At 60.1% G+C, this 19413-nt stretch carries 17 protein-coding genes; 11 read left to right on the top strand and 6 right to left on the bottom strand.

What is annotated here, in order from left to right:
• Positions 1-52 precede the first annotated feature (52 nt).
• From AC3IT6_RS18205 to AC3IT6_RS18165, 9 genes are all read left to right on the top strand, one after another.
• Positions 53-1555, top strand: a complete 1503-nt coding sequence (locus tag AC3IT6_RS18205; RefSeq protein WP_489351703.1) for a CoA-acylating methylmalonate-semialdehyde dehydrogenase — start codon at positions 53-55, stop codon at positions 1553-1555.
• A gap of 25 nt (positions 1556-1580) precedes the next feature.
• On the top strand, positions 1581-2402 hold the full coding sequence (locus AC3IT6_RS18200; RefSeq protein WP_489351701.1) for a TIM barrel protein: 822 nt from the start codon (positions 1581-1583) through the stop codon (positions 2400-2402).
• A 152-nt stretch (positions 2403-2554) separates the two neighbouring features.
• On the top strand, positions 2555-4486 hold the full coding sequence (gene iolD / locus AC3IT6_RS18195) for a 3D-(3,5/4)-trihydroxycyclohexane-1,2-dione acylhydrolase (decyclizing) (RefSeq protein WP_489351699.1): 1932 nt from the start codon (positions 2555-2557) through the stop codon (positions 4484-4486).
• Positions 4487-4528: 42 nt separating this feature from the next.
• A complete protein-coding gene (iolG, locus tag AC3IT6_RS18190) occupies positions 4529-5554 on the top strand; it encodes a bifunctional inositol 2-dehydrogenase/D-chiro-inositol 1-dehydrogenase (protein ID WP_489351697.1) in 1026 nt (341 codons plus the stop codon).
• 146 nt (positions 5555-5700) lie between these two features.
• Complete coding sequence (locus AC3IT6_RS18185) at positions 5701-6561, top strand: sugar phosphate isomerase/epimerase family protein (RefSeq protein ID WP_489351695.1); 861 nt, start codon at positions 5701-5703, stop codon at positions 6559-6561.
• Between the two features lie 135 nt (positions 6562-6696).
• Positions 6697-7749 carry a Gfo/Idh/MocA family protein gene (locus AC3IT6_RS18180; RefSeq protein ID WP_489351693.1) on the top strand — a complete coding sequence of 351 codons (1053 nt, stop codon included), beginning with the start codon at positions 6697-6699 and terminating at the stop codon, positions 7747-7749.
• Between the two features lie 156 nt (positions 7750-7905).
• Complete coding sequence (locus tag AC3IT6_RS18175; RefSeq protein WP_007994285.1) at positions 7906-8832, top strand: sugar ABC transporter substrate-binding protein; 927 nt, start codon at positions 7906-7908, stop codon at positions 8830-8832.
• 70 nt (positions 8833-8902) lie between these two features.
• Positions 8903-10468, top strand: coding sequence for a sugar ABC transporter ATP-binding protein (locus tag AC3IT6_RS18170; protein ID WP_489351691.1), 1566 nt, complete (start codon positions 8903-8905; stop codon positions 10466-10468).
• A gap of 55 nt (positions 10469-10523) precedes the next feature.
• Positions 10524-11546: an ABC transporter permease gene (locus AC3IT6_RS18165; RefSeq protein ID WP_007986627.1), complete on the top strand. Its 1023-nt coding sequence runs from the start codon at positions 10524-10526 to the stop codon at positions 11544-11546.
• Between the two features lie 53 nt (positions 11547-11599).
• On the opposite strand, the gene AC3IT6_RS18160 is transcribed toward AC3IT6_RS18165, so the two are convergent.
• The 3 genes from AC3IT6_RS18160 to AC3IT6_RS18150 are packed head-to-tail and all read right to left on the bottom strand — an operon-like array spanning position 11600 to position 13584.
• Positions 11600-12085 carry a MaoC family dehydratase gene (locus AC3IT6_RS18160; RefSeq protein WP_489351689.1) on the bottom strand — a complete coding sequence of 162 codons (486 nt, stop codon included), beginning with the start codon at positions 12083-12085 and terminating at the stop codon, positions 11600-11602.
• A 13-nt stretch (positions 12086-12098) separates the two neighbouring features.
• A complete protein-coding gene (panB, locus tag AC3IT6_RS18155; RefSeq protein ID WP_489351687.1) occupies positions 12099-12941 on the bottom strand; it encodes a 3-methyl-2-oxobutanoate hydroxymethyltransferase in 843 nt (280 codons plus the stop codon).
• A gap of 25 nt (positions 12942-12966) precedes the next feature.
• On the bottom strand, positions 12967-13584 hold the full coding sequence (locus AC3IT6_RS18150) for a LysE family translocator (RefSeq protein ID WP_489351685.1): 618 nt from the start codon (positions 13582-13584) through the stop codon (positions 12967-12969).
• Between the two features lie 185 nt (positions 13585-13769).
• Here AC3IT6_RS18150 and AC3IT6_RS18145 point away from each other — a divergent pair, with 185 nt between their 5' ends.
• Positions 13770-14222: an Lrp/AsnC family transcriptional regulator gene (locus AC3IT6_RS18145; RefSeq protein ID WP_223459450.1), complete on the top strand. Its 453-nt coding sequence runs from the start codon at positions 13770-13772 to the stop codon at positions 14220-14222.
• Positions 14223-14336: 114 nt separating this feature from the next.
• Here the strand turns inward: AC3IT6_RS18145 and AC3IT6_RS18140 are convergent, their stop codons facing one another.
• The 3 genes from AC3IT6_RS18140 to AC3IT6_RS18130 all read right to left on the bottom strand — a co-directional run bounded on the left by AC3IT6_RS18140 (position 14337) and on the right by AC3IT6_RS18130 (position 17171).
• The gene (locus tag AC3IT6_RS18140; protein WP_489351683.1) at positions 14337-15263 is read right to left on the bottom strand and encodes a sugar ABC transporter substrate-binding protein; all 927 of its coding nucleotides are present in this window, start codon (positions 15261-15263) and stop codon (positions 14337-14339) included.
• 100 nt (positions 15264-15363) lie between these two features.
• Positions 15364-16152: a TIM barrel protein gene (locus AC3IT6_RS18135; RefSeq protein ID WP_489351681.1), complete on the bottom strand. Its 789-nt coding sequence runs from the start codon at positions 16150-16152 to the stop codon at positions 15364-15366.
• Positions 16149-17171: a Gfo/Idh/MocA family oxidoreductase gene (locus tag AC3IT6_RS18130; protein ID WP_489351679.1), complete on the bottom strand. Its 1023-nt coding sequence runs from the start codon at positions 17169-17171 to the stop codon at positions 16149-16151. Before AC3IT6_RS18130 ends, AC3IT6_RS18135 begins: the two co-directional genes overlap by 4 nt.
• Positions 17172-17382: 211 nt before the next feature.
• Between AC3IT6_RS18130 and AC3IT6_RS18125 the strand changes: the two genes are divergently transcribed.
• Positions 17383-19386 (top strand): sigma-54 interaction domain-containing protein, encoded by a 2004-nt coding sequence (locus AC3IT6_RS18125; RefSeq protein ID WP_489356602.1) that lies wholly within the window; start codon positions 17383-17385, stop codon positions 19384-19386.
• The last annotated feature ends 27 nt before the right edge of the window (positions 19387-19413 follow it).

The following is a 19413-nucleotide window of genomic DNA, read 5'->3' as shown; positions in this document are numbered from 1 at the left end:
AAGCCTGAATTCCAACGTCTGAATTCCACTATCTGCACGGAGAACAATAACGATGAGCGACGCCCCGGTAATTGGCCATTACATAGACGGTCAGGTGCAAGACACCGGCAGTGAGCGGTTCAGCAATGTCTTCAACCCGGCCACCGGCAGCGTGCAGGCACGGGTCGGGCTGGCCAGCCAGAGGACTGTGGACGAAGCCGTCGCATCGGCCCTCAAGGCCTTTCCAGCCTGGTCCGAGCAATCATCCCTGCGCCGCTCGCGGGTGATGTTCAAGTTCAAGGAATTGCTCGACCGCCATCACGATGAACTGGCAGAAATCATCAGCCGCGAACACGGCAAGGTGTTTTCCGACGCCAAGGGCGAAGTCACCCGTGGCATCGAAATCGTCGAATATGCCTGCGGTGCGCCGAACCTGTTGAAAACCGAATTCAGCGACAACATCGGCGGCGGCATCGACAACTGGAACCTGCGCCAGCCGCTGGGTGTTTGTGCCGGGGTTACGCCGTTCAACTTCCCGGTGATGGTGCCGCTGTGGATGATCCCGCTGGCGCTGGTTACCGGTAACTGCTTCATCCTCAAGCCGTCCGAACGCGATCCGTCCGCCAGTTTGCTGATGGCCCGTTTGCTCACCGAAGCCGGGTTGCCAGATGGAGTGTTCAACGTGGTCCAGGGCGACAAGGCTGCGGTCGATGCGCTGCTGCAACACCCGGACATCGAAGCGATTTCCTTTGTCGGCTCGACGCCGATTGCCGAGTACATCCATCAGCAAGCCACCTCCCGGGGCAAGCGCGTGCAGGCCCTGGGCGGGGCGAAGAACCACATGATCGTCATGCCCGATGCGGATCTGGATCAAGCGGCGGATGCCTTGATCGGCGCGGCGTACGGCTCGGCCGGTGAGCGCTGCATGGCGATCTCGATTGCCGTGGCGGTGGGTGATGTCGGCGACCGCTTGATTGCCAAGTTGTTGCCACGTATCGATCAGCTCAAGGTCGGCAACGGCATGCAGAGCGATAGCGACATGGGGCCGTTGGTGACGGCCGAGCACAAGGCCAAGGTCGAAGGCTTCATTGACCAGGGTGTGGCTCAAGGTGCGCAGCTGATTGTCGATGGTCGCAATTTCAAGGTGCCGGGTGCCGAGAACGGCTTCTTCGTTGGCGCGACGCTGTTCGACAAGGTCACGACCGAGATGAGCATCTACCAACAGGAAATCTTCGGTCCGGTGCTGGGCATCGTGCGTGTGCCGGACTTCGCCAGCGCGGTGGAGCTGATCAACGCCCACGAATTCGGCAACGGTGTGTCCTGCTTCACCAGCGACGGCGGCATTGCCCGAGCCTTCGCCCGCACCATCAAGGTCGGCATGGTCGGCATCAACGTGCCGATTCCGGTGCCCATGGCCTGGCATTCGTTCGGTGGCTGGAAACGCTCGCTGTTCGGCGACCACCATGCCTACGGCGAAGAAGGCATCCGCTTCTACAGTCGCTACAAAAGCGTGATGCAACGCTGGCCCGACAGCATCGTCAAGGGCCCTGAATTCAGCATGCCGACAGCCAAATAATTCACTTGTGCGGAGAACAACAATAATGAGCAAACCCCTGCGTTTCGCCCTGAACCGTATGGTCGCCCCACGTTTGTCCCTGCCCGCGTTCATCGAGTTGGCGGTGACCCTCAAGGCCGACGCCATCGAGATCCGCAATGACCTCAAAGGTGTGGAGATCGAAGACGGCACCGCGCCCGAGCGCGTGCGTGAGTTGTGCGCGGCCAAAGGCATCACCGTGCTCTCGATCAACGCGCTGTATCCGTTTGATGTGTGGAACGACGAGCGCCGGGAGCAGGCCTCGAAACTCGCTGCCTATGCCCGGGACTGCGGCGCGCAAGGGCTGGTCATGTGCCCGTTGAACGACCGTGCCGACCCGCGTACCGAAGCCGAGCGCGCTTCAGGCCTGCGCACCGCGTTGAGTCAGTTGGCGCCGATCCTGCGCGATCACGGAATTCTCGGGTTCATCGAGCCGCTGGGTTTCGAAGAGTGCTCGCTGCGCCGTAAACGCACGGCGGTGGACGCGATCAAGGCCATCGGCGGGCTGGATGTGTTCCGGCTGGTGCATGACACCTTTCACCATCACCTGGCCGGCGAGCAGGAGTTCTTCCCTGAGCTGACCGGGCTGGTACACATCTCCGGGGTCGAGGATGCCGAGGCGCCGCTGGCGACTATTCGCGATGGTCACCGGGTGCTGGTGGGCGAGGGCGACATCCTCGGCAATGCGGCGCAGATCGACACCTTGCTCGCTACCGGCTACAGCGGCTACCTGTCGTTCGAACCGTTCGCCGACAGCGTGCATGGGCTGGCGGATATCGAGCGGGCGATCGGCGCGAGCATGGATCACCTGCAGAAATCCCTGGCCTGACATCGTTCGTCAGCCTGATGGAGATCCAATGTGGGAGCGGGCTTGCTCGCGAAAGCGGCGGCACATTCAGTATTTATGTCGCCTGACACACCGCTTTCGCGAGCAAGCCCGCTCCCACAGGGATCGGATTGCATTCACTAAAAGGTGCAAGCATGACCACAACAAGACTGACCATGGCCCAGGCCCTGGTGAAATTCCTCGATAACCAGTACATCGAGGTCGATGGGGTCCAGAGTAAATTCGTCGCCGGGATCTTTACCATTTTCGGCCACGGCAATGTGCTGGGTCTGGGCCAGGCCCTGGAGCAGGACAGCGGCGACCTGATCGTCCATCAGGGCCGCAACGAGCAAGGCATGGCCCACGCGGCTATCGGGTTCGCCAAGCAGCACCTGCGACGCAAGATCTACGCCTGCACTTCGTCGGTGGGGCCTGGCGCGGCGAACATGCTGACCGCTGCCGCCACGGCGACGGCCAACCGTATTCCCTTGCTGCTGTTGCCCGGCGATGTCTACGCCTGTCGCCAGCCCGACCCGGTGTTGCAACAGATCGAGCAGTTCCACGACCTGAGCATCAGCACCAACGATGCATTCAAGGCCGTGAGCAAATACTGGGACCGCATCAACCGTCCCGAGCAACTGATGACGGCGGCGATCCACGCCATGCGGGTGCTCACCGACCCCGCCGAAACCGGCGCCGTGACCCTGGCCTTGCCGCAAGACGTGCAGGCCGAGGCCTACGACTATCCCGATTATTTCCTGCAAAAACGCGTGCACCGCATCGAGCGTCGTCCGGCTACCGAAGCCATGCTCGGTGATGCACTGGCGTTATTCAAAGGCAAGCGCAAACCGCTGATCATTTGCGGTGGCGGGGTTCGTTATTCCGGTGCCAACGCCGCATTGCAGGCGTTTGCCGAGCGCTTCGACATTCCCTTCGCTGAAACCCAGGCCGGCAAGAGCGCGGTGGTGTCCAGCCATCCGCTGAATGTCGGCGGGATCGGCGAAACCGGTTGCCTGGCGGCGAACCTGCTGGCCAGGGACGCTGATCTGATCATTGGCATTGGCACCCGTTACAGCGACTTCACCACCGCGTCGAAGTCCTTGTTTCAGCACCCGCAGGTACAATTTCTCAACCTCAATATCAGCCCCTGCGATGCCCTGAAACTCGACGGCGTGCAATTGCTGGCAGACGCCAGAACCGGTTTGTCGGCGCTGGCCGAAGCGCTGGGTGATTATCGCTCGAGCTGGGGCGATCAACCCCGTCCGGCCAAGGCGCAACTGGATGAGGAAGTCGATCGCATCTATCAGGTGGAATACCAGGCCAAGGATTTCGTCCCGGAAATCAACGACCACATGGACCCGGCGGTACTGCGCGAATTCATCGAGCTGACCGGCTCCTGCCTGACCCAGAGCCGCGTGCTCGGGGTGCTCAATGAAACCCTGGCGGACGACGCAGTGATCGTCGCCGCCGCCGGCAGCTTGCCTGGCGACTTGCAGCGCAGCTGGCGCAGCAAAGGCGTGAACACCTACCACGTCGAGTACGGCTATTCCTGCATGGGTTACGAGGTCAACGCTGCGTTGGGCGTGAAACTCGCCGAGCCGGATCGTGAGGTCTATGCGCTGGTGGGCGACGGCTCCTACATGATGCTGCACTCGGAACTGGCGACCTCGATTCAGGAGCGGCGCAAGATCAACGTGGTGCTGCTGGACAACATGACCTTCGGCTGCATCAACAACCTGCAGATGGAACACGGCATGGACAGCTTCGGCACCGAGTTCCGCTTCCGCAACCCGCAAACCGGCAAGCTCGATGGCGGCTTTGTGCCGGTGGATTTCGCCATGAGCGCGGCGGCCTATGGCTGCAAGACTTACAAAGTGAACACCGTTGAAGAGCTGAAGGCTGCACTGGCGGATGCGCGCTTGCAGACGGTTTCGACGCTGATCGATATCAAGGTTTTGCCCAAGACCATGATTCACAAATACCTGTCGTGGTGGCGGGTCGGTGTGGCGCAGGTTTCCACCAGTGCCCGTACCGATGCGGTGGCCAAGACCCTGAACGAACGACTGGCCAAGGCCCGTCAATACTGATTGCCCCTGAAACCAACAACAAATTTTCACAGGAGAATCTTCATGTCATTGCTCTCTAGCTCACTGCGCATTGGCGTCATCGGCACCGGGGCCATCGGCCAGGACCACATCCGTCGTTGCAGCCAGGCCTTGCTCAACAGCCAGGTCGTGGCGGTGACTGACATCAATTTGCAGCAAGCGGCCAAGGTCGTTTCCGATCTCAAGCTGACCGCCGAGGTGTATCCCGACGGTCACACCCTGATCAAGGCGCCGGAAGTCGAGGCGATCCTCGTTACCTCCTGGGGGCCGAGCCACGAAGAGTTTGTGCTGGCAGCGATTGCCGCCGGTAAGCCGGTGTTCTGCGAGAAACCGCTGGCGGTCACTGCCGAAGGCTGCCGCAAGATCGTCGAGGCCGAAGTGGCTCACGGCAAGCGGCTGGTACAGGTCGGTTTCATGCGTCCGTACGACGAGGGGTATCGGGCGCTGAAATCAGTGATCGACAGCGGCCAGATCGGCGAGCCGTTGATGCTGCATTGCGCCCACCGCAACCCGACCGTGGGCGAGAACTACAAGACCGACATGGCGATCACCGACACCCTGATCCATGAGCTGGATGTGCTGCGCTGGTTGCTCGACGACGACTACGTGTCGGTGCAGGTGGTGTTCCCGCGCAAGACCAGCAAGGCCCACGCCCATTTGAAAGACCCGCAGATCGTGTTGCTGGAAACCGCCAAGGGCACGCGCATCGATGTGGAAGTGTTCGTCAACTGCCAGTACGGCTACGACATCCAGTGCGAAGTGGTGGGGGAGACCGGCATCGCCAAACTGCCGGAACCGTCCCAGGTGCAGTTGCGCAGTGGCGCGAAGCTGTCCAATGCGATTCTGATGGACTGGAAGGACCGGTTCATTGCCGCGTATGACGTCGAGTTGCAGGCGTTCATCGATGGCGTGCGCGCCGGGCAGGTTGGCGGTCCTTCGGCGTGGGATGGCTTCGCAGCGGCGGTGGCGGCCGATGCGTGCATCGAGGCGCAGAACAGCGGCCAGATCGTCAAAGTTGCTCTCCCTGACCGCCCACACTTCTACGGCTAACCCCCGATCCAATGTGGGAGCGGGCTTGCTCGCGAAGGCGTCAGAACAGTCAACATTGATGTCGTCTGACACACCGCTTTCGCGAGCAAGCCCGCTCCCACAGGGGGTTGTGTCAAGGCTGAGGTCTTGGTCAGGAGAATAAGAACATGCGCATCGCACTAGACCCCTACATGTACCGCAGACTGTCCCTGGGCAAGATGGTCGACAAGGTCGCCGAGCTCGGCTACGAATACATCGAGCTGTCGCCCCGGGAAGATTTCCTGCCGTTCTACAAAGCCCCACGGGTCGACAAGGCGCGGATCAAGGAATTTCGCAAAGCCCTGAGCGACACCGGGGTCAAACTCTCTTCTTTATTACCGATGTACCACTGGGCCGCTGCCGACGAAGGTTTGCGCGTGGCCGCGGTGCGCAACTGGAAGCGCGCGATCCAGATTGCCGTAGAAATGGACTGCGAACTGGTCAACACCGAGTTCACCGGCCAGTCGGACAACCCGCTGGTGTGCGAGAACCAGTTCATGCGCTCCATGGATGAGCTGATCCCGGAGTTCGAACGCGAAGGCATCAAGCTCGATATCCAGGCTCACCCGTATGATTTCTGCGAGCGCAATAACGAGTCGGTGGACATCATTCGTGGTCTGGACCGCGACTGGATCAACTACCTATACGCTGCGCCGCACACGTTTTTCTATGACGATGGCGTCGGTGATATCGCCTCGATGCTCAAGTACGCCGGGTCGAAACTGACGCACCTGATCATCGCCGACACCTACAACCACAAGGCTTCCTCGGGCTTGCGCTACATCGTCAACCCGCCGGGCGTCACCGCCACCGTGCACCAGCATCTGGACATCGGCCAGGGCGAGGTCAATTGGGACGCGTTCTTCGGCACTTTGCGCGAGATCAAATTCGATGGCATTGCCACCGTCTCGGTGTTCGCCTGGGAGGACCGGCCGGATGAGTCGAACCGGATGATGCTCGAGCGCGTCAAAAGCGAACTCTGCCGTTGAATACCTACGAAAATCCTGTGGGAGCGAGCTTGTTCGCGATTGCGATCTGACAGTCACATAGATGTTGAATGTGCTGCCATCATCGCGAGCAAGCTCGCTCCCACAGAGGTCGCGTTCTATAAGGAGAATACTTTTATGCGTATCGGACTTGTCGGTTACGGCCATGGCGGCCGGTTTTTCCATGCTCCGCTGATCAGCAGTTTGCCAGCGGCGACCTTCGTGGGCGTGGTCACCCGTTCCGTCGAGCGCCGTCAACTGTTGGCCGCAGAACACCCCGGCGTGCCGGCCTTTGACAGCATCGGCCAACTGGTTGAAATCGGGGTCGATGTGCTGGTGGTGTCCACACCGCTCAAAGGTCGCCCGGCGCTGGTGCTCGACGCCATCGAACACAATGTGGCGGTGGTCAGCGACAAGCCGTTCGCCGCTGACGCACAACAGGCGCAAACCCTGATCACCATGGCCGAGTGTCAGGGCGTGCAACTGAGCGTCTACCAGAACCGGCGCTGGGACTCGGACTTTCTCACTGTGCGCAAACTCATCGAGTCCGGTGCGCTGGGCCAGGTCACCCGTTTCGAATCGCGGATCGAACGCTATTCGCCACAGTCGGTGAACAACGGCAGTGGCGGTGGTTTCCTGCGGGATTTGGGCAGCCATCTGGTGGATCAGGCGTTGTTGCTGTTCGGCCCCGTCACCCGGGTTTACGCCGAGCTGGATTATCTGGAGAAAGACCAGACGTTCGATAACGGCTTCTTTATGTCCCTGACCCACGCTAGCGGTGTGACCTCGCACCTGGGCGGCAGTTGTCTGCAAAACACCCCCGGCCCGCGCTTTCGCGTGACCGGCACTCAAGGCTGTTACAGCGTCGATGGTCTCGACGGGCAGGAGGCGTCGGCGCTCGCCGGGCTGACACCGAAATCCGAAGGTGAACGCTGGGGCGTGGAAGAGCATCGCCGCTGGGGTTGGTTCGAACAGGGCGAAGTGCGCGAAAGAGTTCCCTCCGAGCGTGGTTGCTGGAATCAGTTCTATTTACAGCTGCAAGGCGCATTGCAGAGCGGTGGCCCACTGCCTGTGGAGGCGCGTGATGCACTGGCGACCACCCGCGTGCTAGACGCTGCGCGGCTGAGTTTCGAGCGCCACCAGGTGGTGCAATTGAGCGCCTTCGAGAGTCATGGAACAAATTTAGAATAAAATTCTAAAATGAGTTGATATGGAAAATATTTTCCAATAAAGTCATTTCCAGCGAGCTGCCTCGCACCCTGTTCCAACTCTTTTCCCGCTTGCCCGCTTACTGAAATCGTCACGCCTTATCCATAAAACCAACAAGAATGTGGAGAAAGACTTTTCATGAAGACCAAGATCCGTTTCGCCTCACTCGCCTTGTCCCTGATGTTCGCCAGCGGCGCTGCACTCGCTGACATGAAGATCGGCGTCAGCATGTCGCAGTTCGATGACACCTGGCTGACCTACCTGCGCGAATCCATGGACACAAAAGCCAAATCCTATCCCGATGGCGTCAAGCTGCAGTTCGAAGACGCGCGCAGCGACGTGGTCCGGCAGTTGAGCCAGGTAGAAAGCTTCATCAGTCAGAAGGTCGACGCCATCGTGGTCAACCCGGTGGATACCGCCGCGACCAAAAAAATCACCGAATCGGCGGTCAAGGCCGGCATTCCGCTGGTGTACGTCAACCGCCGTCCCGATGACCTGAACCTGCCCAAAGGCGTGGTCACTGTCGCCTCCAACGATCTGGAGGCCGGTCAGATGCAGATGCAATACCTGGCCGACAAAATGGGCGGCAAAGGCGACATCGTGATTCTGCTGGGCGACCTGGCGAACAACTCCACCACCAACCGTACCAAGGGCGTCAAAGAGGTGCTGGCCAAGTACCCGAACATCAAGATCGAGCAAGAGCAAACCGGTATCTGGTTGCGGGACAAGGGCATGACCCTGGTCAACGACTGGCTGACCCAGGGCCGCAAGTTCGACGCGGTCGTCTCCAACAACGACGAGATGGCCATTGGCGCCGCGATGGCCCTGCAACAGGCCGGAGTGGAAAAGGGCAGCATCCTGATCGCCGGTGTCGACGGTACGCCTGACGGTTTGAACGCAGTGAAGAAGGGCTCTCTGGTCGTCTCGGTGTTCCAGGACGCCAAGGGTCAGGCCGACGGTTCGATCGAGACGGCAGTGAAAATGGCCAAGAACGAGCCGGTAGAGCCGGCCGTGTGGGTGCCGTATCGCTTGATCACGCTGCAAAACGTTGACCAGTTCAAATAGTCCGTCCGTTCAATAACAACAATAAACACGCAAGGTGGCGACCGCGACCTTGCTGATGGAGTACCTGATCATGTTCGCTTCAGCGACTGCTTCGAGCACCCCATTGATGGGTGTCCAGCCAACTGTAACGCCTGTCGATGAGCCGTACCTGTTGGAGATCGTCAACGTCAGCAAGGGTTTCCCCGGGGTGGTGGCCTTGTCCGACGTGCAGCTGCGGGTACGCCCCGGTTCCGTACTGGCCCTGATGGGCGAGAACGGCGCAGGCAAATCCACCTTGATGAAAATCATCGCCGGCATCTACCAGCCGGACGCCGGCGAACTGCGCCTGCGGGGCAAACCGGTGGTCTTCGAAACGCCCCTGGCGGCGCTGCAGGCCGGGATCGCGATGATCCACCAGGAACTCAACCTGATGCCGCACATGAGCATCGCCGAGAACATCTGGATCGGCCGTGAGCAGCTCAACGGTTTCCACATGATCGACCACCGCGAAATGCACCGCTGCACGGCGAAGCTGTTGGAACGCCTGCGCATCAACCTTGACCCCGAAGAGCATGTCGGCAATCTGAGCATCGCCGAACGGCAGATGGTCGAGATCGCCAAGGCGGTGTCTTACGATTCCGACATCCTGATCATGGACGAACCGACCTCGGCCATCACCGACAAGGAAGTCGCCCACCTGTTTTCGATCATTGCCGACCTGAAAAGCCAGGGCAAAGGCATCATCTACATCACCCACAAAATGAACGAAGTGTTCGCTATCGCCGATGAAGTGGCGGTGTTCCGCGATGGCGCCTACATAGGCCTGCAGCGGGCCGACAGCATGGATGGCGACAGCCTGATTTCGATGATGGTCGGGCGTGAACTGAGCCAGTTGTTCCCGGTACGCGAGACGCCGATCGGCGATCTACTGCTGTCGGTGCGCGACCTCAAGCTCGATGGCATTTTCAAGGACGTGTCCTTCGATCTGCATGCCGGCGAGATCCTCGGCATTGCCGGGTTGATGGGCTCGGGGCGGACCAACGTCGCCGAGGCGATCTTTGGCATCACCCCGAGCGACGGTGGCGAGATTCGCCTCGACGGTGAAGTGGTGCGCATTACCGATCCGCACATGGCCATCGATAAGGGCTTCGCCCTGTTGACCGAGGATCGCAAGCTCAGCGGCCTGTTCCCGTGCCTGTCGGTGCTGGAGAACATGGAAATGGCGGTGCTGCCGCACTACGCCGGCCACGGTTTCATCCAGCAAAAAGCCCTGCGCGCCCTGTGCGAAGACATGTGCAAGAAGTTGCGGGTGAAAACCCCGTCGCTCGAGCAGTGCATCGACACGCTGTCCGGCGGTAATCAGCAGAAGGCCTTGCTGGCGCGCTGGCTGATGACCAACCCGCGAATCCTGATTCTCGACGAGCCGACCCGCGGCATCGATGTCGGCGCCAAGGCCGAGATCTACCGGCTCATCTCCTACCTCGCCAGCGAAGGCATGGCGGTGATCATGATTTCCTCGGAGCTGCCGGAAGTGCTCGGCATGAGCGACCGGGTCATGGTCATGCACGAGGGCGACCTGATGGGCACCCTCGATCGCAGCGAAGCGACTCAGGAACGAGTGATGCAACTGGCCTCGGGCATGTCCGTGGTTCACTAATGATGCCGGCGCTGGCTCGGCCAGCGTCGACGATGCGATAGAAGGGTGAGTGGTTATGAACGCGATACTGGAAAACAAACCGGCAACGGCACCGGTCAAGAGTCGCCGGCGCTTTCCGACTGAACTGAGTATTTTCCTGGTGCTGATCGGCATCGGCCTGGTGTTCGAGGTGTTCGGCTGGATCGTGCGAGACCAGAGCTTCCTGATGAACTCCCAGCGGCTGGTGCTGATGATCCTGCAAGTGTCGATCATCGGCCTGCTGGCGATTGGCGTGACCCAGGTGATCATCACCACCGGCATTGACCTGTCCTCAGGCTCGGTGCTGGCGTTGTCGGCGATGATCGCCGCCAGCCTGGCGCAGACCTCGGATTTCGCCCGTGCGGTATTCCCGTCGCTGACTGACTTGCCGGTGTGGATTCCAGTGATTGTCGGGCTCGGTGTCGGGCTGCTGGCGGGGGCAATCAACGGCAGCATCATTGCCATTACCGGGATTCCACCGTTCATTGCCACCTTGGGCATGATGGTCTCGGCCCGTGGCCTGGCGCGTTACTACACCGAAGGCCAACCAGTGAGCATGCTATCGGACTCCTACACGGCCATCGGTCACGGCGCGATGCCGGTGATCATTTTTCTGGTGGTGGCGGTGATCTTCCATATCGCGCTGCGCTACACCAAGTACGGTAAATACACTTACGCCATCGGCGGCAACATGCAGGCGGCGCGTACGTCCGGAATCAACGTCAAACGCCATCTGGTCATCGTCTACAGCATCGCCGGGTTGCTGGCGGGGCTGGCGGGCGTGGTGGCTTCGGCGCGTGCCGCCACCGGCCAGGCCGGGATGGGCATGTCCTATGAACTGGATGCGATTGCCGCAGCGGTCATCGGTGGTACCAGTTTGGCGGGCGGAGTGGGGCGCATCACCGGCACGGTCATCGGTGCACTGATCCTTGGGGTGATGGCCAGCGGATTCACTTTCGTCGGGGTCGATGCCTATATCCAGGACATCATCAAAGGCTTGATCATCGTGGTCGCGGTGGTCATCGACCAATACCGCAACAAGCGCAAACTCAAACGCTGAATTTGACTGCAAAAACAGCGAGGGCCATTTCTGGCCCTCGCTTCGCAATACCATCAACCGGCGGATCCGGCAGCACCGTTGGTGGGATCTCCGTCAGCAATCATCTGTTTGAGGCGTTCACGTTCTTCAGTTCCGGGTAGCACTCCAGTCGTAGTCGCCTCCAGCACTGTGATTCCCTCTGCGTTGAGTATCCTAACTTCGGCTGTTGCGTGACCGCGTTCATCGATGTCAGCGATGAGCCAGTGGCAGGTTATCTGTTCTCCCGCGTACACCGGTCGTTTGAACGCGAAACTCATCCCCGTTGCCAGCCAACCGATTTGCCCGCCAATTTCGGTGACGAGGCTGGCTGTCAGAAGGCCGTGGGCGATGGGCTCCTTGAACCTTCGAATCACGGCGTAGCGTGCATCGCAGTGAACCGGATTGTAGTCTCGGGAAATCTGCGCGAACTGACGAATATCGTCATCTGAAAAGCAGCGGACTGTCGTGAACCGGTCTCCGACCTGTAGGCCTTCGGCAGCACGTTCTCTTGGGCTCTTCATAACGACTCACTGGTTAAAAAGTATGTTCGGGGCCAGGAAATGTTCCTGCTTCCACCTCAAGTGCAAAGTCCCTTGCCGCGGTATGAAGTACCGAGCGAAGGTCGGCGTACTGTTTGACGAATCGCGGCATGCGGCCAGTGCGTAGTCCGGCCATGTCCTGCCAGACCAGAACCTGAGCGTCGCACTGGTTACCCGCGCCAATCCCGACGGTCGGAATTGAAATCGCTTCGGTGATCGCTCGACCTGCATCACCCGGCACCATCTCGATTAAGATAGCGAATGCGCCCGCTGCTTCTAACGCTTTGGCACTGTCTATCAGGCGCTGCGCATCCTCGCCACGGCCCTGGACGCGATAGCCACCCAGTTGATGTTCCATCTGTGGTGTGAAGCCTATATGCGCCATGACGGGTATGCCTGCGCTGACGAGCTTCTCGATCTGAGGCAGCACCTCGATCCCGCCCTCCAGTTTGACCGCATGCGCACCGGCTTCTTTCATGAAACGGACGGATGTGTGAAAGCATTGTTCCGCCGAGGCCTGGTAAGAACCGAAAGGAAGATCCGCAATCACCAGCGCCCGGCGTGTCGAACGGGTGACCGCGCGAACCAGGGGGATAAGTTCGTCAACGGTGACCGAAAGCGTGGACTCATTGCCGTAGACATTGTTGGAGGCTGAATCGCCCACCAGCAGCACAGGTATTCCGGCTTCTTCAAAAATGGCTGCGCTGTACATGTCGTACGCGGTGAGCATCGCCCATTTTTGACCCCGCACTTTCATCTGTTTCAGATGCGGGATTCGCACGCGTGTCGCCGGTTGGGCTGGAGGGGCGCTGCCATAGGGTGGAGGTTGGTCACTCATTGTGGTTGTCTCGCTGAAAAATGGATTAACCCGACGTCTGCTCCGTGAGCAGAACGACCGCGATGATGATCATGGCCGCTCCAGATAAACGACTGACCCACTGAGCGGCGGCAGGGCGTGCCTGGAGAACCGCCTGTGAGCCAAATCCCACCAGCAGATAGATAACGCCACAACTGACGGTGTGGACGAGCCCCAGCGCAATCATCTGCATTGGGACAGACCAGGTAGCGGTTGCGTCGGTGAATTGTGGCAATAACGCCAGGAACAGCAGGAACACTTTCGGATTCAGCCCGCTGACGCAAAGCCCCTTGAGCGCCCAGCGTTTCCAGGAGCCCGACACCTGGATGTCCTCAGCATGGGGTGTGGAGGGACGGGCAAGCATGTTGATACCTAACCAGAACAGATAAGCCGCCCCGGCAACCGTAAGCACCGTCAAGACAACGGGGTGGTTGGCGACCAGCGCGCCAACACCGGCGGCAACAATCACGGTTGCAATCAAATGGCCGGACAAAAGCCCGCCCACAGCGGGCAGGACGACCCGGCCCTTCAAACCCGCCGAAATCGCGTACGCCCAATCTGCACCGGGCGTGATGATGAACAGAATCGACACCGCCCAGAAAGCAACAAAAATACTGAAGGTCATGGCGCCAGGCACTCCCGTTGATGACACACCGCTCTCTGCATCGTCCCGCTCCGCGAATCACAGGCCGCCTCATCTTTGGTCAAGTGAGTGCGGCGTTAATGGTGAGAGGAAGAATAATGAAATGTTGTTAGAATTAAATTTCAAAAGTAATCGTTCATGTGCGCTGTAAGGGGATATTTTTCTATATGGACAGGATTGATCGAAAGATTCTTGCTGAGCTGCAAAAAGATGGTCGACTTTCGGTCACTGAACTCGCTGAGCGAGTGGGGCTGAGCCTTTCCCCTTGTCATCGGCGAGTACGGGCCCTGGAAGAGTCGGGTGTGTTGCTTGGCTACAGGGCACAGCTGGACCCAGGCGCACTCGGCCTGAATTTTTCAGCGATGGTGTTTGCCACGCTTCGTGAGGGAGACAGGCAAGCTGTCGAGGCTTTCGAGACGGCGCTCATCGAGATCCCGCAAGTGGTCGATGCCCAGAGGTTATTCGGGGAGCCGGACTACCTGCTGCACGTCATCACTCAGGATTTGCCAGCCTTCCAGCAGCTATACGATGAGAGCCTTTCGACCTTGCCCAACGTACAACGGTTGACCTCGACCCTCGTTATGAAACGGGTCGTTCAGGATAGGCCGCTTCCATTGTGATGGCGTGGCAAGCCCTGCGGTTTGGTCTTTCGATTTCGCACAACGCTGTTCACCCAACGAAAAACGCCGCTGATTCCCGACCGGGACAGCGGCGTCAACGGTTAGCGTTGGGCGCTATTTGTAATGTTTCTCATAGACGGCAACCTGCTCCGGCGTGATCAGTTGGAAGGGCACCCAGACATCCGTCTCGACCGGCTCACCCTTGATCATTTTGATGGCCGCTTGCAGCGCAGTGGCCGCCTGGGCCTTGGGGTCTTGAAAGACCGAGGCAACCAGCATCCCGCGCTTGATCGCCGCCAGACCGTCGGGCAGGCCGTCGATGCCGACAATCGCAATCTCGCCCTTGGCTTTGCCGGCCTGCTGCAGTGCCATGGCGGCGCCGATGGCCATCTCGTCATTGTTGGCGACGATGGCATCAAAACTCGTGCCGGCCAGCAGCCAGTTGCTGGTCAGGTCCATGCCTTTGTTGCGCTGCCATTCGGCGCTTTGCTGTTCGACAATCTTGATCCCGGGATAGTCCTTGAGCACCTGTTTGACGCCTTCGGTGCGGTCGTGCGTGGAGTTTTGCGCGAGGTCGCCCATGATGATCGCGAGGGTGCCGTTGCCCCCCATTTTTTCGGCCAGGTAGCGCATTTGCAGTTGCCCGGCCTCAATGTCGTTCGACGCCACGGTGACCACGCCTTTGGGCAGGACGCGTTCGTCCGGGTGGCGGTTGACGTAGACCAGTGGCGTCTGCGCTTCGACGGCGGCACGGGTCATGTTGGCGGTGGCAGCGGTGTCCACGGGCAAGACGATGACCGCATCGACTTTCTGGTTGAGAAAGCCCTGGACCTGATTGAGCTGGCGAACCACATCGCCTTGGGCGTCCTCGAACTGGATCTGGACGTTGTCCTTTTTGGCGGCTTCCTCCAGGCCGCTGCGCACATAGGTCATGAAGTTGTCGTCGACCCTGGCAATGCTGACACCGATGCGATAGCTGGCGGCGGCCCATTGGCTGAAGACGAGTAGCAGCGTGGCAAAAAGTAGTGTGCAGCGACGCATGACGGTTTTCCTTTTGTTGTTATAAGTCGACATTCATCAAGATCAGGGGGGAGGGTTGCTGGCGCGCGTAGAGTCAACGTCCGGGCGCGCCGCAGGCTCCTCAATCCAGCGTGAACGCTTGCCGGAAACGTTCGAGTGCCGCTTCGCTGTCGCCGCTGGCCCAGCCCTCAAGCCCGACGACACCGGTGTATCCCATACCGAACAAGGCTTTGGCAATGGCCGGGTAATGGATTTCGCCGGTGCCAGGTTCCATGCGCCCAGGGACGTCAGCGACCTGGATTTCGCCGATGGCGCTGCCAGCACGCTGGATCAGTTCGATCAGGTTTCCTTCGCCAATCTGCGCATGGTAAAGGTCCAGGTTCATCTTCAGATGAGGGCTGCCCACGGCCTCGATCAGCGCCAGGGTATCGTCGGCGCGAGCGAACGGCGTGCCGGGGTGATCCACCTCGGTATTGAGGTTTTCCAGCAGGAACACCCGGCCGGCGTCTTCGCCCAGGCGAGCGATTTTCTCCAGGGTCTTGCAGGCGCTCAACCACATGCGTCCGGTGGTGTGAGCCACGGGTTTGACTGGCAAACCTTGATCGCCCAGGCCCGTGCCATGCAGGTTGAGGCTCGGGCAATTCAATTGGGCGGCAACGGCCAGCGATTCCCGTGCGCTGTCGAGCAGGTGCTGGATGTCCTCGGGGTCGGTCAAATTGCCCGAGATGTAGCCGGTCATGGAGGTGAAGTCCGCGCCGGTGGCGACCAGGGCCGGAATGTCTTTGCTCGTCCAGCTCCAGATTTCGGCGCTGAAGCCCAGTGCATGAATGCGTTTGACCCGTTCGGTGAACGGCAGGTCGAGGAACACCATTTCGGCGCTGATCGCCAGTTTGAACGGAGTGAAGCTCATGGCCGGCCTCCTTGTACACGCACTGCTTTGCCCTGCTGGAAGGACTCGATACAGGCGCGGGCAATGGCCAGTGCGGCTTTCGCATCTTCGCCGCTCGCCAGTGGTTTTTCGCCGCTGCGCAGGCAGTCGACAAAGTGATTGAGCTCGGCCACGTAGGCATCACGCAACAGGTCGGTGTCCAAGCGCTGGGTGTCTGCCTGGATGCCATTGGCCAAGTAGCGAACCAGGTCAGAGTCATTGATGCTGCCCATGCTCAGCATGCCGGCGCTGCCGAACACTTCGCCCCGAACGTCGTAGCCATACACCGCCTGGAAATTCGCCTCGGCGGTGGCGATGGCGCCGTTGTCGAAACGGATCGTGACCACGGCTGTGTCGAGCAAACCCTTGTCCTTGAAGTCCGGAGCGATCAGGGCATCGGCCATGACAAACACCTCGACCGCTTCGGCGCCGGGATTGAGGTAGCGCAGGGTATCGAAGTCATGGATCAGGGTTTCGAGGAAAATCACCCACTGCGGCGAGGCGGCGGGATTGTTCAGGGCCGGATCGCGAGTCAGCGAGCGCAGCAGTTGCGGCGTACCGATACGTCCGGCGACCACGTCCAGGTGAGCCGCCCGGAAGCTTTTGGCAAAGCGGCGGTTGAAGCCGACCTGCAGCGTCACTCGCGCATCGGCAGCCGCAGCGATGGCGCGGTCGGCTTCGTCCAGGGTAATGGCCATGGGTTTTTCACAAAACACCCCTTTGCCGGCCCGTGCCGCACTAATCACCAATTCGGCATGGCTGCGGGCCGGGGCGGCGATCAACACGCCGTCGATTTCCGGGTCATCGAGCAATTGCTGTGGATCGGTGTAGACCCGCTGTACACCCAACTCTGCGGCGAGGCGCGCGGCCTGGCCGGGTGTCGGGTCGGCGATGGCGGCCAGGCAGGCACCGGGAATGTTCCGGGCGGCGGTCTGACCGTGGAAGCTGCCCATGCGGCCGGCGCCGATGAGACCCAGGCGGATGATCTTGGATGCACTCATGAAATGACTCCCTTTTATTGTTGTTCAACGACTCGACAGCAGGAATGTCCTCGCTGGTACAAAGCCGGGAGCAAGCGCCATGCCAATATTTAAATGATTGATATTTAAGGGTTTAATAATAGTGGTTTGAATTAAGTGTTCATTCAGATGACATGTCTATACTGACATGTCGAAAATATGAACATAGGGACGCAGAGTGAATCCACAGCCGATGGCCTTCAGCGCGCAAGACCTCGATTACATCGCCGCAATCGGACCGGCGTCGTTGAACGCAGGACCGATCGCTGAGCTGGAAAAGGCCTGGCTGGCGTGTCTGAGGGGGAGTGTCGATCGACCTGCCGGGGTCAGGCAGGTGATTTGGGACTCCTGGTTGCGCAGCGTCAGTGCAGGCCTCAACCCTGAGGATGGTGCGTACCGGTTTGTCGCCCCCGCCGACCTGGCCGCGACGCTGGCAGCCAATCGCGCGTTGATCGCAGCGGCAGCGGAGGTCATGCGCGGATTGCTGGCGTACAACCCCAGAGGTCATATCAATCTGACCGATGCCCAAGGAACGATGCTGTATTCCTGCGGCCTCGATCTCACGCCGGTGGGCAGCCAACTGCTGGAGTCGGTGCAGGGCACCAACTGCACGGGGCTGGCGCTTGCCGAAGACCGATTGGTGTATGTGCTGGCCGAGGAAAACTTCGGGGTCGACCTGCGTCGGCGGCGCATGCATTGTGCCGCCGCGCCGATTCGGGATGCCCAGGGCCGGACACTGGCCATGCTGACCCTGACCGCAGAGCCCGGCTGGTTTCATTTCCATACTCTGGGCACCGTCCAGGCCGCAGCCGAAGCGGTTTCGCGGCAGATGGCGCTGCAGGCCTTGCTGGAAGAACAACAAGCCGTGCTTGAAGTACTGAACGAGGGACTGGTGGTGCTGGATGAGCGCGGCTGCATCAAGGCGCTCAACCGCTATGCCCGGCAATTGTTTCGCGTGGGCCTGGATTTGCTGGGCAGTCCGTTCCAGCGTCTGGGCCGCAGCGAACTGACCAATGAGGTTCTGCTGCGCGGCGGGGAAGGGCAGCAGTCTGAAGGGATAAGAGATCTGGATTGCACCTTTGAATTGCATGATCGCAGCCAGCTGGCATGCCTGGTGTCCGTGTGCTCACTGGAGCAGGGCGGGCGCATCGTCTCGCTGCGGGAGAACCGACGCATCCGGGAAATTACCCGGCGGATCATCGGCACTCAGGCCAGCTACACCTTCGAAACCATTCAGGGCACTTCGCGAGCCATTCAGGACGCGTTGCACTTGGGACGGATCGCCAGTCGCAGTGACTCGACCACACTGATCCTGGGCGAAAGCGGCACCGGCAAGGAGTTGTTCGCCCAGGCGATACATAACGGCAGTGACCGGTGCAGTGGTCCTTTTGTGGCGGTCAATTGCGGGGCCATTCCGCGAGATTTGGTGCAGAGCGAACTGTTCGGGCATGTCGAGGGCGCCTTCACCGGATCGGCCCGCGGCGGTTCGGCCGGCAAGTTCGAATTGGCCGATGGCGGAACGATCTTCCTCGACGAAATCGGTGACATGTCTTTTGATGCCCAGGTCAGCCTGCTGCGGGTCTTGCAAGAAGGCGAGGTGACGCGGGTGGGCGCAAAGAAATCCCGGCAGGTGAATGTCCGCATCATTGCGGCCACCCACCGCAACTTGAGTCAGGCAGTGGCCGATGGTGCGTTCCGTGAGGATCTTTACTACCGGCTCAACGTACTGAATCTGACGGTTCCACCCCTGAGGATGCGCCGCGAGGATGTGCCCTTGCTGGCGCAACATTTTGTTGGTCGTTGCGCACGCTCGCTGCGCAAATCGGTGCAGGGCATCTCGCCGCAGGCGCTGGATATTCTTTGCGCCTACCACTGGCCAGGCAATGTTCGCGAGCTGGAAAACACCATTGAACGGGCGACCAATCTGGCAGTGACCGAACTGATTCAATCCGAAGACCTACCGCTCGAAATCAAGCAAAGACTGCGGCCTTCCGCGCCGGGAAACGTGCCTGAGCCTCGGGCGGCCATGGACCTCGGCACCCATGAAATGAACGCGATCATCACGGCCCTCAGGGATACCCGCGGCAACATCCGCCTGGCCGCCAAACAGCTGAACGTTTCCCGTGGCGGGCTGTACAACAAGATGAACCGGTTTGGGTTGAGTGCCGATGCGTTCCGCTCGGGACCCGAGCGTTGAGGGGTTAACCAAAAACGCCCTCGCCAC

The organism is Pseudomonas sp. KH_017, assembly GCF_057840285.1.
Note: the sequence above shows the minus strand (reverse complement) of the source record. Positions and strands in the feature narration are given on the sequence as shown.